We start from the raw sequence: 13291 nt of genomic DNA on the forward strand, positions 1-13291 counted from the left end.
CCAAGCGGCGCAGTTTGTTTTATAAATTATAAATAATATTTAAAGGGTTAAGGTTTTTTATAATGACGGAATATGTAAGGCTGGTATATGTCAGTAGATTTTACCGCAATGATGACAGTTTTAAATTAGACTTAATGGATATTTTAACGGCGTCGGTTAATCATAATACGCTGCATGGCATAACCGGTATGCTGTGCTATGGCAACGGCTGCTTTATTCAGTGTTTGGAAGGGGAAAAATCAGCAGTTTCTGATTTGTATTTTAAGAAAATTTTAAAAGATAAGCGGCATACCTCCTGCCAGCTGATTTATTTTGAAGAATCCGCAGTTCAGCTGTTTGATCAGTGGGCAATGAAATTCGCGCCGCTGAATCCGAATTTAAGAAACTTTTTCTTGGAGAATCATCAGAATGAGTTTGATCCCTATCTGCTGAATTCAATCACAATCGGGCCATTTATCAAGCTCTTATCAACACAGCAGGGCTGGGAATATTATATTTAACCGCTCTTGCATTCCTTTAATGCGCTTGCAGGACATGGCATTGCTTAGCGGTTTGTTATTTCCTGTGTGTACAGCAGCTGGCGGCAATACCGGAAAAGAAAAAATTTACAAATAGAAGCATTAAATAGAAATAAAGAAGATCAGCTGCTTAGAGGAAAGCTGCAAAGGGAGGCCGCTGCATGCTGCCCCCAAATGCCGAGGCGCCTGCTTAAAATCAAAAATCATATGCTATAACTGGATTGTTAAACCGGATTAATTCAGCCTGAATCTCAATGCAGCCCAGCCAAGGCATGGCTGAAATATAAAATGAATAACGGCAGATCAATAAAGCTGGAGATGAATCATGAGCAATAAACCTACAGTTATTTTAGTGCACGGTTTTTGGGGCGGCGCAGCCCATTGGGGGAAAGTCATTTTGGCGCTTTCCCGCAAAGGCTATACTAAACTGCATGCTGTTGAAATGCCTTTAACCTCTCTTGCAGATGATGCGGAAAGGACGCGTAAAATGATTGCGCAAGTTGATGGCGATGTCTTGCTGGTCGGCCACTCTTATGGCGGCGCAGTGATTACTGAAACCGGGAATCAGCCGAATGTCGTGGGTTTGGTCTATATCGCCGCGTTTGCTCCTGATGCAGGGGAAAGCCCGGGCGCCATCACCCAGCAGCATTTGCCCGAGGCTGCCCCGAATTTAGTGCCGGACAGCGACGGCTTTTTATGGCTGAATCCTGAAAAATTTCATGAAAGTTTCTGCCAGGACCTCAGCGCAGATGAAGCCTTGGTGATGGCGGTTACGCAAAAAGCCCCTGTGGCCAGTACTTTCGCTGATGCTGTCAGCGCGCCGGCGTGGAAAAATAAGCCGTCTTGGTATCAGATTTCGGCACAGGACCGCATGATTAGCCCGGAAAATCAAACAGCGATGGCGGGACGCTTAGGCGCGAGAAAAGTGATTTCCTTAGATGCCAGCCATGCGTCTTTAGCATCACAGGCAGCGGCGGTCGCGGACTTGATTGATGAAGCTGCATTGGCTTTAGCCAAATAAAGCTTGCGCGCAGCTTTGCCTGCTCAACGTTTTTTATTGATAGCGCTTATCCGCAAGCGGCGGGCATTGTGAACGTCGCCACCTCAGGTAATTAACTATGGCGCTTGCACTGCCTCATTTTTGCTTTAAAAGTTTCAATGCCTTTGTGCATAGTGCGCCATAATTTAAACAAAGTTGAAAAAATCAGATTCTTTAAAGTTAGGAAATGCCATTGATAAATTTTTAAAATATAATAAAATTAATTACTAAAATATAACATTTGGTTAAATTATGAGTGTGCGCAGTTGCGTTATTTTAGCACTGACAGGTGCATTCTCCTTATTTGCCTGCGCATATCAGGAAAATAACCGGAAAAAAACTGCTGAAGTGCAAAAAGTGGTGGCGGATGCAGAACAGCAATTAAAAGAGCTGCGCGGGCAATAATAACTGCAGTATCGAAGTTTAAGGGCTGCCTGGATTTAAGATTTAACCTGAATATAAGCAACATTTAGCGCCGCTGGCGCAAAATAAAAACAAGCGGCTGATTAAATGCGCGGGCCTGCTTAGGTTGAGTAAAATGCTTTTAATATTCATGTTAAAATAATTATTTTAAGAAAAGCATAATGAAAACCGCTCAATCCTTTTTTAGTCTAACAGTTATTGCCTGTATTTGCGCCAGTGCTGCGGCAATGGCTAAAACGACTGGTTCAGTTTTTTCGCCTAAAAAAGGCGTAATCTGTGACACATATATTTGCGCAGATCAAAAAGGGGTATCTAAGCCATTAACGGCCAGATATTTGGGGAAAGCGAAGGCAAACCGCGCTTTTTCGCAAGGCAGCTTTGATGCAACAGCATTTACTTTATCAAATGGCGTATTTTGCGATACGAAAACTAAATTGTGCCATGCCGACCGCTATTTTGATCAGAACGGCAAGCGCAGTAAAGTTGATAAGAATATGACAGACAAGCTGTTTCAAAAATAGGGTGATTACTGAGCCCTGTGCATGCGTCTAACCGTCTCGGGCGGTTTTTTATGCGCGCAACCCATTACCTGCAATTTCCTGCGCCGGATCGGTCAGGCCGAAGCAGCCAGCGCCGTGCTTGATTCATGCGCTGGAAGGAAGCAGGCCTGTTAAGGCGGCAAGATAGGGCAGAGTCTTCCAGATGCTTTCACAGCGCCGTTTTACCGAGCTAAACCGCATCATTGGCAAAACCGGCATGCTAAAGAATAGATATTTTCCGCTGAAATCTCTAAACTAGCGCCCTTATTCAGCGCTCCTGTTTCTGTTCCTGCAAAATCTAAATACTGTTTAATGCATTCAGCCCAGCTTCGCGGTTCAGTTCGGCGGGACTGGTTTTACCGGATTCAGTGCAATGCCGGCTGCAGTCTGCTTAACCTATCCGCGGAAGATGGCTTGCGGAATGCTTGAAATGCCGGATAGCTCTGATGCGCTGTGGCCGCGCGCCCATTCAATGAAGTTAAACGAGGTTGAAAAATTGAGTCAAAACAATGTAATTAAAGAATTGTTTGAAAGATCAATCGATAAGAAGCTTTGGGTTGCGCCGATGGCGGGCGTAACCGACAGGCCTTTCAGAACCTTATGCAAATACTTTGGCGCAGGGCATGCCGTCAGTGAAATGATGACCTCGGATAAAACGCTGCGCATGAGCAAAAAAAGCCTGTACCGCGCCAATTTTGACGGCGAGCTGGCGCCGATTTCCGCCCAAATTGCCGGCTCAGACCCGCTGGAGCTGGCGGAAGCCGCCCGCTATCAGGTGGCCAACGGCGCGCAGATTGTGGACATCAACATGGGCTGCCCGGCAAAGAAAGTCTGCAGCCGGCTGGCGGGCTCAGCGCTGCTGAAAGATGAAGATCTGGTGGCGCGCATTTTAGATGCGGTGGTGGCTGCTGTTGATGTGCCGGTAACGCTGAAAACGCGCTTAGGGTATCTGAATGGCCATGAAAACATCATGAGGGTTGCAAAGCGCGCCGAAGAAGCCGGCATTGCTGCTTTGGCGCTGCACGGCCGCACCCGTGAAGACATGTATTTGAACACTGCGCGCTACGAACTGATTAAGGATGTCAAGGCGATGCTGAACATTCCGGTGATTGCCAATGGCGATATTGACAGTCCGGAAAAAGCCAAATATGTGCTGGATTATACCGGGGCGGATGCGGTGATGATTGGGCGGGCGGCGCAAGGGCGGCCTTGGATTTTCCGTGAAATTGGCCATTATTTAATGACCGGCGAGCATTTGGCCGCGCCAGGCATTGAAGAAGTCAAATCCGTGCTTCTGGGGCACTTGGCCGAACTTTATGCGTTTTATGGCGAATACTCAGGCTGCCGCATTGCGCGCAAGCATATCGCGTGGTACAGCAAAGGCCTGCGTTCCAGCAATGAATTCCGCCAGAACATGTATAAAGTGGAATCCACAGCAGAGCAGTTTAAAGTGGTTGAAGACTATTTCAATCATTTGCTGGCGCATGGCGAAATCATGAGTGATGTGCAGGTTGAGCAGGTTAATTTGCTGGAAAGTTAAGCCATTTTTCCGCAGAAAAGACAGGCTTAATGGAGATTCCGGTATCAATCTCATCACGAATGCTATTTTATCAGCATCAATGCCTTCTGCAGTATCCGTCCTTTCAAGCTCAGGAAGTCTGCCTGAATCTTGCATTTTTGCAATCTTCTGAGCTGGCATCCGCGCTGCTTCATTTTGCGCGGGCTGATCCGAGTCATTCCCGATGGAACCGGTTAGGCCTTACTTTCCACATGTTCTTCCGTATCGCCGCTTTAAATCATGCCGGCTGACAGGAAGAACAGTCGGTCATACAATGCGCTAACCGCTTTAAGGCAGCTTAGGCTCAGGCGATATTCATTTCCAGAACCAGCTGGTTGACTAAATCGGCGGCTTCAAGCTCACGGATTTGCGCCGCATTGCTGCCGGCCCAAAATGCGCCAAAGCCATGATCTCCCTGCTGGGACGCCGCGGCATGCAGCTGTTTGCCCAAGTCATAGGCATAAGGGTAGGCAGCAACCGGCGGACGGTCCGGCGCATCTACTTGAGTATGCCAATGGTTGATCAGGCCGCGCGCAGGGCGTCCTGAAATGCTGGCCGTAACTTGGGTCAGCGGCTGATTGAACAGCGCCTTGCGGTAAGCGTCATTGGCATTAGAGGTTTTGCACTGCACAAAGGCTGTGCCCAGCTGCACCGCATCGGCGCCGAGCTGCAGCATCGCTTTGGCCTGCTGTCCGATCATAATGCCGCCGGCGGCAACAACCGGCGCGCTGCAGTGCTTTTTCAGCAGCTGTACCAGATCTGCCGTTTTGATGCAGCTGTCAAAGCTTTGGTTGAAAATGCCGCGGTGGCCGCCGGCTTCAATGCCTTGCGCAATAATAATATCAATGCCGGCTGCTTCAATCGCCTGCGCCTCGGTCAAATGGGTTGCGGAAACCAGAGTGATGATGCCGGCATTTTTCAGCGCCTGAATCTGATGCGCATGCGGAATGCCGAAGTGGAAGCTGACCGCCTTAGGCCGGGTTTCTAAAAGGACATTTAAAAAGTCGTCATTGTCCAGAAAGCTTGGGTAGATGCAGCGCAGCTGTTCCGGCGGAGTGGCGCCGTATTTTGCAAATTGCGGCTGCAGGTGCTGAATCCATTGCTGCGCTGTTTGGCTGTCTAAAGCAGCGCTTTGATGGCAGAAGAAATTGACTTGAAACGGCTGATCGGTCAGCGCTTGGGTGGCTAGAATCTGCTGGCGCGCGGCTTCTGCCGTGCTGGCGCCTAAGCCGAGTGAGCCCAGCGCGCCTTGGTTGGAAACTTCTGCAGCCAATTCAGGGGTGGATACGCCAGCCATCGGCGCTAAAAAAATCGCATGTTTTATTTCAAGCTGTTCTAATAAAGTCATAAGCAAAGCTCCTTGCGTCTCTCTCACTGTGCCTAAGCCTTGGAAATTTGGCAAATAATATTCGCTATTTCGTTGTGGAATATTCAGGCTGGGGTATTCAGGCAGGGCAAAGCCTACTTTTCCGCATACAGCTGGATGATGAGGAAGCGCGGCTGAAATGAAAAATCGCTTTCATGGCCATTTTATGCATAATACGGGGCAAGATTTAAAGATATTGAAATGATTGAGTAAAGCCATGAAGCCGATGTTCGCCGCGACCATTTTATCCAGTCTATTCATCAGCGCCTGCTTTTCTGAAGAGCAGCAGAAAGCTGAAGTTGATCCGAAAATTTACGCAGCTAAAGACGCGCAGGATCTGCAGCTGAAAATTGATCAGCTGAATAGCCGGCTGGCGCAGGAGTTCCGGCAGTTTAAGCAGAAAGAAAGCTTTGCTTTTTCAGATCAGTCTGCGCTGGATACGGCAAACTTGAGAACGCTGAATCTGCATCCTGTCAGCTCGACTTCATTAAAGCCGACCAAAGAGGCCTATTGCGTGATGATGAACGGCTACTTCAATGAACTGTACCGCTTAGGGCATTACAATTTAAATCTGCTGGATGCGGTTAAAATGAACAATGCGCCGAAAACCGGCTTAAAGCAGAAGTTTGAAAATGCTGATCAATTCTATAAGTTTATTTTAGATGAGCACAGCAGCTATAAGCAGGCGCAGCAGGTTATGGGCTTTGGCTGCAATTTGCGCGGCGCGTTAAGCCCTTAATTTGCCGGTTCTGCGGAATAGCCGCTGAAAATAAACAAGCCCATCATTTGATGGGCTTGTTTGCGGTTTAGCAGCCGGTTAATTTTTCCGGCTGCGGGCGTTCGCCGGGAAAGAAAGCCGGGCGCAGCTTAACGCCAATGCTGTTGCCGGCAAAGGCGAAAACCAGCCACAGCCAGCCATGCACGCTGCCGGAGGCAATGCCGCTGAAGTATGCGCCAATATTGCAGCCATAGGCCAGGCGCGCGCCGTAGCCTAACAGCAGGCCGCCAATGACGGCAGCCAGCAGCGAGCGCTTGGGAATATTGAAATTCGGCGCGAACTTGCCGGCAAGGCTGGCCGCCAGCAAGGCGCCGAGCATAATGCCGAAATTCATCACCGAAGTAATATCCAGCCAAATCGAATCGCTCAGGGCTTTGGCATTAGCCGGCTGCTGCCAATAGCTCCATGAAGCGACATCCACACCGGCAAAGCTGGCTGTTTTGGCGGCCCAGACCGCCAGCGCAGACGTTACGCCCCAAGGCCGGCCGGCCAGCGCTAAAGTGGCGAAATTCAGCAGGGTGAGGAGAACACCGGCCCAAAGCAAAGGCCAAGGGCCGCGGATAAAGCGCTTCCAGCCTTGGGTCTGGCTTTGCGGCTCAGCCTCTAAGCTGCCGTGGCGCTTCTTTTCAAAATACACCGTGGCGCCGGCAATCAGCGCAAACAGCATGAAATTCAGCAGCAGGGCAGGCATAACGCCAAGGCTTTGCACCACGGAAATCGGCGCCAAATGCGGCAGGTTGAACCACCAGTCCAAATGCGCCGTGGCGAATAAAGAGCCGGCGCAGAAAAAGGCTAAAGTCACAATCATGCGCGCACTGCCGCCGCCAACCGTATACAGCGTGCCGGATGCGCAGCCGCCGCCCAGCTGCATGCCAATCCCGAAGATGAAAGCGCCAATCATCACCGACAGGGAAACGGGGCTGACAAAGCCTTCGACCGGATTGCCAAAGAGTTCGCCTGCGCCCAAGGCCGGGAAAAACAGCAGCACGGCGAGCGCCAGCATAAGCATTTGCGCGCGCAGCCCGCGGCCGCGGCGCTCCTTAATAAAGACCCGCCAGCTTGAAGTGAAGCCAAAAGATGCATGATACAGGGTCATGCCCAATGCACCGCCGATCAGGAACAGCAGGGCCTGATTTAAGCCGGAAATTTGATAAGCGCCGAGCGTGCCGGCAATTAATAAGGCAAAAGCCACCCAAGCCGATCCATGTGATCGGCCGGATGGCGCAGCAATAACAGACATGGGAGAAAAAATGCAAAATGAATCAGCCGGGTATTGTACGCACTTTAAATATCAGCAAAACAGATACTGCTTAAATCAATAATGTGGATATCTTATTTTAAATATCAATTTATTTGATGAATTACACTGGCGCAACATCAAAAAGCGAGCCGATCCAGCTGGCGAATAGCATGGCTGCAACTCCCCAGGCTGTTACCCTGAAACTGCCTTTCAGCATGGAGGTTCCGGCAAAATAGCTGGACAGCGCGCCCAGCAGCGCCAGCGAAAGCACGCCAACGGCCATGACTGCGGCAGCGGCATACTGCTCAGGGCTGAGCAGTATGGAAAACATGGGCAATAGCGCGCCCAAAGAAAAGGCCACCGCCGAAGAGCCTGCCGCCAGCAGCGGCTTGGCTGCGGTATTGTCATGAATGCCGATCTCATCTCTGGCATGCGCTTCCAGGGCATTTTTTGCCGTGAGCTGCACCGCGACTTGGTGCGCCAGCTCTGGCTGCAGCCCGCGCGCAATATAGATTTGCGTCAGTTCTTTCAATTCATTTTCCGGGTTGCGCTGCAGCTCGCGGTGCTCCATGTCCAAGTCGGCTTTTTCTATATCTTCCTGTGATTTCACCGAAATGTACTCACCGGCGGCCATGGAGCTTGCGCCTGAAATCAGGCCGGCGATGCAGGTAATCAGCAGCGTCTGCGCCGATGCGCCGCTGGCTGCCATACCCATAATTAAGCTGGTCACCGAAATAATGCCGTCATTTGCGCCCAGCACCGCGGCCCTCAGCCAGCCCGTGCGGTGAATATAATGATGCTCGCTATGATGTGGAAAAGACATGCTGCAGTCCCGTTGATTCAATTTTCTACATAATGGACAGGATTGAAGCAAAGTTGCAAGCGATATCATTATGATATTGCAGAAAAAAGCCCTCATGACGAGGGCTTCTTGATTGGACTGTAACTGCGCAGCGGTGAAATTACTGCTGGGCTTTCTCTTTTACGTCAGCTGCGCTTTTCTCAATGGCGGCAGCCGCGTCAGCAGCAGCATTTTTAGTGGCTTCTTTAGCATTATGCGCTGCAGCTTCAGTCTTTGCAGCAGCTTCATCTGCAGCTGCGTCAATTTTGGCAGCAGTTTTGTCAGCCGCTGCTTCTGTTTCAGAGGCAGCATGCTCAGCAGCATTTTTAATGTCGTGGCTGGCTTGGCTGGCGGCGTTTTCAATATGCTCGCCAGTTGTTGCGCCTGTTTCAGGGGCTTTGTCTTTATTGCAGCCCACCAGGGCAACAGTCGCAGCTAAACCGGCAGCAGCAAGTAATTTATTCATTGGGATATTCCTCTTTTTTGTTGTGCCCGTAGCATGGGCTGGAAGTATATTAGCTGATAAAATAATCAATAAACGCTCAAAAATTGTTGATTATGTGTAACTTTATGGATTGAATGAATATTTTAAAGTTTCATTGTTTGATGTTCCGCCTAAGGCTTTGAGGCGTAAGCACTTCAAGTTTTGATTTGAAGCGCTTAAAAACTGCAAATAACTATAAAAAAGTTGCTTGATTAATATGCGATAAAGGCTGATTGATTTCAAATATTCTGCTGCGGATATTTTGGATGCCAAAGCCTTCTAGCCGGGCAGTATGCATTTTCAGATACTGTTCTGCATGAGATGCAGTGTCAAAAAGATAGATGCCGCCTGCTTCCTGAGTATCTTTATTTTCAGTCCATATCTTCCACAGCATGTCATCTTCATGATTAATGCTTTCAGCGAGCGGCTGAAAGGCTTTGGACATCTCTGTGCCAAATGGCCCTTGAGTCGGGAAATCTACCTGAAGGATTACAGCCATAATTATGCGCTCTGACAATAGGTGAAAAAATTATAGCATTGGATAGGGACGCGCAATTTTTTTATTCTAAAGATAAAAAGCCCGCATAAATGCAGGCTTTTTATTGGGAAATCTAAAAAATTAAAGGCCGGCAGATGCTTTAAGCGCTTCAACTTTGTCGGTTTTTTCCCAGGTAAATGCAGTGTCCGAACCTTCGCGGCCAAAGTGGCCATAGGCAGCGGTTTGCTTATACATTGGCTGAATTAGGTTCAGCATGCGGGTAATGCCGTAAGGGCGCAGGTCAAAGTGCTCGCGGACCAATTGAATAATCAATTCATCCGAAACCTTGCCGGTGTTGAAAGTGTTGATTGAAATAGATGTCGGCTCTGCTACGCCAATGGCATAAGACACTTGAATTTCACATTTGTCCGCCAAACCGGCAGCCACAATGTTTTTCGCGACATAACGGCCTGCGTAAGCAGCTGAACGGTCAACTTTCGATGGATCTTTGCCGGAGAAAGCGCCGCCGCCGTGGCGCGCCATGCCGCCGTAAGTATCAACAATAATTTTACGGCCGGTTAAGCCGCAGTCGCCCACAGGGCCGCCAATCACGAACAGGCCTGTTGGGTTGATATGGAATTTTGTGCCTGCATGGAACATTTCAGCTGGAATGATTTTCTTCACGATTTCTTCAATCACAGCTTCTTTCAGGTTCGCTTGTGAAATTTCAGCATCGTGCTGGGTTGAAAGCACAACCGCATCCAAACGCACCGGCTTGCCGTTTTCATAGGCAAAAGTCACTTGGCTTTTTGCGTCTGGACGCAGCCAAGGCAGTGAACCGTCGCGGCGCAATTCAGCCTGCTTTTCCATTAAGCGGTGCGCATATGAAATAGGCGCCGGCATCAATACGTCAGTTTCACGGCTGGCATAGCCAAACATGAGGCCTTGGTCGCCCGCGCCTTGATCTTCAGGTTTTTGACGGTCAACACCCTGAGCAATTTCAGGCGACTGCTTGCCGATCATGTTGATGACCGCGCAGGTAGAACCGTCGAAACCGAGGTCAGTGTGGTGGTAACCAATGCCATTTACGGTATGGCGAACGATTGCTTCAAAGTCAACGTTGGCAGTTGTTGTGATTTCACCAGCAAGTACTACAGCACCTGTTTTTACAAGCGTTTCACAAGCAACCCGCGCATATGGGTCTTCTTTTAAGATTGCATCCAAAATGGCGTCACTGATTTGGTCAGCCATTTTATCCGGATGGCCTTCGCTTACAGATTCCGAAGTAAATACAGCGTACTCGCGCATAAGTCCTATCACAGTTAAATTTAAAAGACGCAGTATGTTACATCGAGTTGCTTTAAAGGACTAGCTCAAGTCGATTAAATTGGATGAATTTATTTCAATTTATTGACTTTTTATTTGATATGAGCATCTGAAAAATTGATAAACAGCCCGGATTTTCAAATTCATTGCTGCCCGCCGCGCTTTTTAAGCTGGACAGATCCGGCATGCAGCGCATGCGGCGTGCTGGATTTTTTATGCGGCAGCCTTTTGATTAGCATGAATTATTTTAGATAAATGGCCAGCAGCGTCAGGTGGCAGCGCTACAAGGAATAGTTTTGAATATTCATTCAATTCATTTTTATTCTAAAAAGATGAATTTTATTCAGCTTTGCGCTAAACCCGTGTAATTTCATAAAAAGTTAACACATTCCTGCTTAGCTGATGGCGCTGCATAGGCTGCATCCATTTGGCTTCAAGTGGCTGATTCAGCATTGCTTTTAGGCCTGCAGGCCAAACAGGGCAAAGCGTTCTGCATAAAACAGTGCGCGCGGGCAGCCGGTTGCTCAACAACTGTGCGAAAAAGGCCTGGATTGTGATTTATTAGTGAAAACTTGTTCCTTAGACTTTACCCCTTGCTGTTTTTTTAAGACAATACGCACAGCTTTGAATTTTCCTATTCATCATCTTCTTTAAACGATTTAGTTGGACTCTGACCTATGACAACCCCGCTTAACGAACGCCGTATTGCAAACGCAATTCGTGTATTGGCAATGGATGCTGTGCAAAAAGCAAATTCAGGACATCCAGGTGCTCCAATGGGGATGGCAGATATCGCTGATGTGGTATGGCGTGAATTTTTAAATCACAACCCAACAAACCCGCAATGGCCGAACCGTGACCGTTTTGTACTGTCTAATGGCCATGGCTCAATGCTGCAGTATGCATTGCTGCATTTAACTGGTTATGACCTTTCAATTGAAGATGTAAAAGCTTTCCGCCAATTGCATTCTAAAACGCCGGGCCATCCGGAATTAGGTTATGCGCCGGGTATTGAAACGACTACAGGCCCTTTAGGTCAAGGCATTGCAAATGCGGTCGGTTTTGCGCTGGCTGAAAAAACCTTAGCGGCGCAATTCAACAAAGAAGACATTCAGGTTGTAGATCACTTCACTTACTGCTTCTTGGGCGACGGCTGTTTAATGGAAGGCGTTTCGCATGAAGCATGTTCATTGGCGGGCACTTTAGGCCTTGGCAAGCTGATTGCTTACTACGATGACAACGGCATTTCAATTGACGGCGAAGTAGAAGGCTGGTTCTCTGACGATACAGAGCAGCGTTTCCTGGCTTACGGCTGGCAAGTGCTCCGTGTAGACGGCCACGATGCCGACGCAATCCGCGCAGCGACTGTGGAAGCGAAAGCTGAAACTAAAAAACCGACAATCATCATCTGCAAAACGGTTATCGGCTTAGGCTCTCCAAACAAGCAAGGTAAAGAAGACTGCCACGGCGCGCCGCTGGGCAACGACGAAATTGCGCTGACCCGCGAAGCGCTGGGCTGGAAAGAAGAGCCATTCGTTATTCCTGCTGACGTTTATGCAGCCTGGGATGCTAAAGCTAAAGGCACTGAATCTGAAGCTGCCTGGAATGAAACTTTTGCTGCTTATGCTGCAAAATATCCAGCAGAAGCTGCTGAACTGAAACGCCGTGTAAGCGGTGAATTGCCTGCTGATTTCGCTGCTCAAGCCGATGCGTATATTGCTGAAGTGAATGCAAAAGCTGAAACCATTGCAACACGTAAAGCCAGCCAGAACGCGCTTCAAGCTTTTGGTCCGTTGCTTCCTGAAATTTTAGGCGGTTCTGCTGACCTTGCCGGTTCTAACCTGACTCTTTGGAAAGGCTGTGTCGGCGTTCAGGACAATCCTGCAGGCAACTATGTGCATTACGGCGTGCGTGAATTCGGCATGACTGCAATCGCCAACGGTGTTGCACTGCACGGCGGCTTCATTCCTTATGTAGCAACATTCCTGATGTTTATGGAATATGCGCGTAATGCAGTACGTATGTCTGCACTGATGAAACAGCGCGTGATTCATGTGTATACGCATGACTCAATTGGTCTAGGCGAAGACGGCCCGACGCATCAACCTGTAGAACAAATTGCTTCTTTGCGCGGTACGCCAAACTTGAATACATGGCGCCCATGCGACACCGTTGAAGCGGCGATTTCTTGGAAATCTGCACTGATGCGCGCTGAAGGCCCAACTGCATTAATCTTCTCTCGTCAAAACCTGCCGTTCCAGGCGCGTACTGATGCTCAAATTGCTGATGTTGCTAAAGGCGGTTATGTATTGGCTGAAGAAAAAGGCGAATTGAAAGCAATCATCATTGCAACAGGTTCTGAAGTTTCATTGGCGATGGATGCGTATGCGCAGCTTGAAGGCGTGCGTGTTGTCTCTATGCCATGTGCTGAAGAATTTGTTAAGCAGGATGCTGCTTACCGTGAAGCGGTTCTGCCGTCACATATCCGCGCGCGTGTTGCCGTAGAAGCTGCGCATGTGGATTACTGGTGGAAATTTGTCGGCCTAGACGGCAAAGTGATTGGCATGACCACATACGGTGAGTCTGCGCCAGCGAAAGACCTGTTCCAATTCTTCGGCATTACTGCTGAAGCGGTTGTAGCTGCGGTAAAAGAACTGACTGCTTAATTCTTCAGAATGAACAGCGGTAAAGGGCGCTCCTG

At 48.9% G+C, this 13291-nt stretch carries 13 protein-coding genes; 7 read left to right on the forward strand and 6 right to left on the reverse strand.

The features are described 5' to 3' along the window. Positions 1-62 precede the first annotated feature (62 nt). The 5 genes from BEN74_RS18065 (at position 63) to dusB (ending at position 4059) form a co-directional block, all read left to right on the forward strand. Positions 63-500: a BLUF domain-containing protein gene (locus BEN74_RS18065; RefSeq protein ID WP_068910791.1), complete on the forward strand. Its 438-nt coding sequence runs from the start codon at positions 63-65 to the stop codon at positions 498-500. 343 nt (positions 501-843) lie between these two features. After that, on the forward strand, positions 844-1539 hold the full coding sequence (locus BEN74_RS18070) for an alpha/beta hydrolase (RefSeq protein ID WP_068910792.1): 696 nt from the start codon (positions 844-846) through the stop codon (positions 1537-1539). 270 nt (positions 1540-1809) lie between these two features. Then, entirely contained in the window at positions 1810-1962 is a 153-nt protein-coding gene (locus tag BEN74_RS19525; protein WP_162898208.1) for a hypothetical protein, read from the forward strand. A gap of 179 nt (positions 1963-2141) precedes the next feature. Beyond that, complete coding sequence (locus tag BEN74_RS18075) at positions 2142-2501, forward strand: YcgJ family protein (protein WP_068910793.1); 360 nt, start codon at positions 2142-2144, stop codon at positions 2499-2501. Positions 2502-3084: 583 nt separating this feature from the next. Further along, positions 3085-4059, forward strand: a complete 975-nt coding sequence (dusB, locus tag BEN74_RS18080) for a tRNA dihydrouridine synthase DusB (RefSeq protein ID WP_265936600.1) — start codon at positions 3085-3087, stop codon at positions 4057-4059. A gap of 322 nt (positions 4060-4381) precedes the next feature. Here the strand turns inward: dusB and BEN74_RS18090 are convergent, their stop codons facing one another. Then, positions 4382-5425, reverse strand: coding sequence for an NAD(P)H-dependent flavin oxidoreductase (locus tag BEN74_RS18090; protein ID WP_068910795.1), 1044 nt, complete (start codon positions 5423-5425; stop codon positions 4382-4384). A gap of 235 nt (positions 5426-5660) precedes the next feature. Here BEN74_RS18090 and BEN74_RS18095 point away from each other — a divergent pair, with 235 nt between their 5' ends. Beyond that, positions 5661-6182, forward strand: a complete 522-nt coding sequence (locus BEN74_RS18095; protein ID WP_068910796.1) for a hypothetical protein — start codon at positions 5661-5663, stop codon at positions 6180-6182. Between the two features lie 67 nt (positions 6183-6249). Here the strand turns inward: BEN74_RS18095 and BEN74_RS18100 are convergent, their stop codons facing one another. From BEN74_RS18100 to metK, 5 genes are all read right to left on the reverse strand, one after another. Beyond that, complete coding sequence (locus BEN74_RS18100) at positions 6250-7461, reverse strand: YeeE/YedE family protein (protein WP_068910797.1); 1212 nt, start codon at positions 7459-7461, stop codon at positions 6250-6252. 121 nt (positions 7462-7582) lie between these two features. Then, positions 7583-8284 carry a VIT1/CCC1 transporter family protein gene (locus BEN74_RS18105; protein WP_068910798.1) on the reverse strand — a complete coding sequence of 234 codons (702 nt, stop codon included), beginning with the start codon at positions 8282-8284 and terminating at the stop codon, positions 7583-7585. Positions 8285-8423: 139 nt separating this feature from the next. After that, positions 8424-8768, reverse strand: coding sequence for a hypothetical protein (locus BEN74_RS18110; RefSeq protein ID WP_068910799.1), 345 nt, complete (start codon positions 8766-8768; stop codon positions 8424-8426). Positions 8769-8979: 211 nt separating this feature from the next. Next, positions 8980-9285 carry a monooxygenase gene (locus tag BEN74_RS18115; protein WP_068910800.1) on the reverse strand — a complete coding sequence of 102 codons (306 nt, stop codon included), beginning with the start codon at positions 9283-9285 and terminating at the stop codon, positions 8980-8982. A 120-nt stretch (positions 9286-9405) separates the two neighbouring features. Further along, positions 9406-10572, reverse strand: a complete 1167-nt coding sequence (gene metK / locus BEN74_RS18120; protein ID WP_068910801.1) for a methionine adenosyltransferase — start codon at positions 10570-10572, stop codon at positions 9406-9408. Positions 10573-11267: 695 nt separating this feature from the next. On the opposite strand from metK, the gene tkt reads away from it, so the two are divergent. Next, positions 11268-13256, forward strand: a complete 1989-nt coding sequence (gene tkt / locus BEN74_RS18125; RefSeq protein WP_068910802.1) for a transketolase — start codon at positions 11268-11270, stop codon at positions 13254-13256. Positions 13257-13291: the final 35 nt, after the last annotated feature.

Source organism: Acinetobacter sp. WCHAc010034 (genome assembly GCF_001696615.3).
Lineage (GTDB): Bacteria > Pseudomonadota > Gammaproteobacteria > Pseudomonadales > Moraxellaceae > Acinetobacter.

Bases quoted from the DNA above. Each gene is read 5' to 3' on its own strand.
- BEN74_RS18065 (WP_068910791.1), top strand. From the start codon at position 63: ATGACGGAATATGTAAGGCTGGTATATGTCAGTAGATTTTACCGCAAT.
- BEN74_RS18070 (WP_068910792.1), top strand. From the start codon at position 844: ATGAGCAATAAACCTACAGTTATTTTAGTGCACGGTTTTTGGGGCGGC.
- BEN74_RS19525 (WP_162898208.1), top strand. From the start codon at position 1,810: ATGAGTGTGCGCAGTTGCGTTATTTTAGCACTGACAGGTGCATTCTCC.
- BEN74_RS18075 (WP_068910793.1), top strand. From the start codon at position 2,142: ATGAAAACCGCTCAATCCTTTTTTAGTCTAACAGTTATTGCCTGTATT.
- dusB (WP_265936600.1), top strand. From the start codon at position 3,085: ATGGCGGGCGTAACCGACAGGCCTTTCAGAACCTTATGCAAATACTTT.
- BEN74_RS18090 (WP_068910795.1), bottom strand. From the start codon at position 5,425: ATGACTTTATTAGAACAGCTTGAAATAAAACATGCGATTTTTTTAGCG.
- BEN74_RS18095 (WP_068910796.1), top strand. From the start codon at position 5,661: ATGAAGCCGATGTTCGCCGCGACCATTTTATCCAGTCTATTCATCAGC.
- BEN74_RS18100 (WP_068910797.1), bottom strand. From the start codon at position 7,461: ATGTCTGTTATTGCTGCGCCATCCGGCCGATCACATGGATCGGCTTGG.
- BEN74_RS18105 (WP_068910798.1), bottom strand. From the start codon at position 8,284: ATGTCTTTTCCACATCATAGCGAGCATCATTATATTCACCGCACGGGC.
- BEN74_RS18110 (WP_068910799.1), bottom strand. From the start codon at position 8,768: ATGAATAAATTACTTGCTGCTGCCGGTTTAGCTGCGACTGTTGCCCTG.
- BEN74_RS18115 (WP_068910800.1), bottom strand. From the start codon at position 9,285: ATGGCTGTAATCCTTCAGGTAGATTTCCCGACTCAAGGGCCATTTGGC.
- metK (WP_068910801.1), bottom strand. From the start codon at position 10,572: ATGCGCGAGTACGCTGTATTTACTTCGGAATCTGTAAGCGAAGGCCAT.
- tkt (WP_068910802.1), top strand. From the start codon at position 11,268: ATGACAACCCCGCTTAACGAACGCCGTATTGCAAACGCAATTCGTGTA.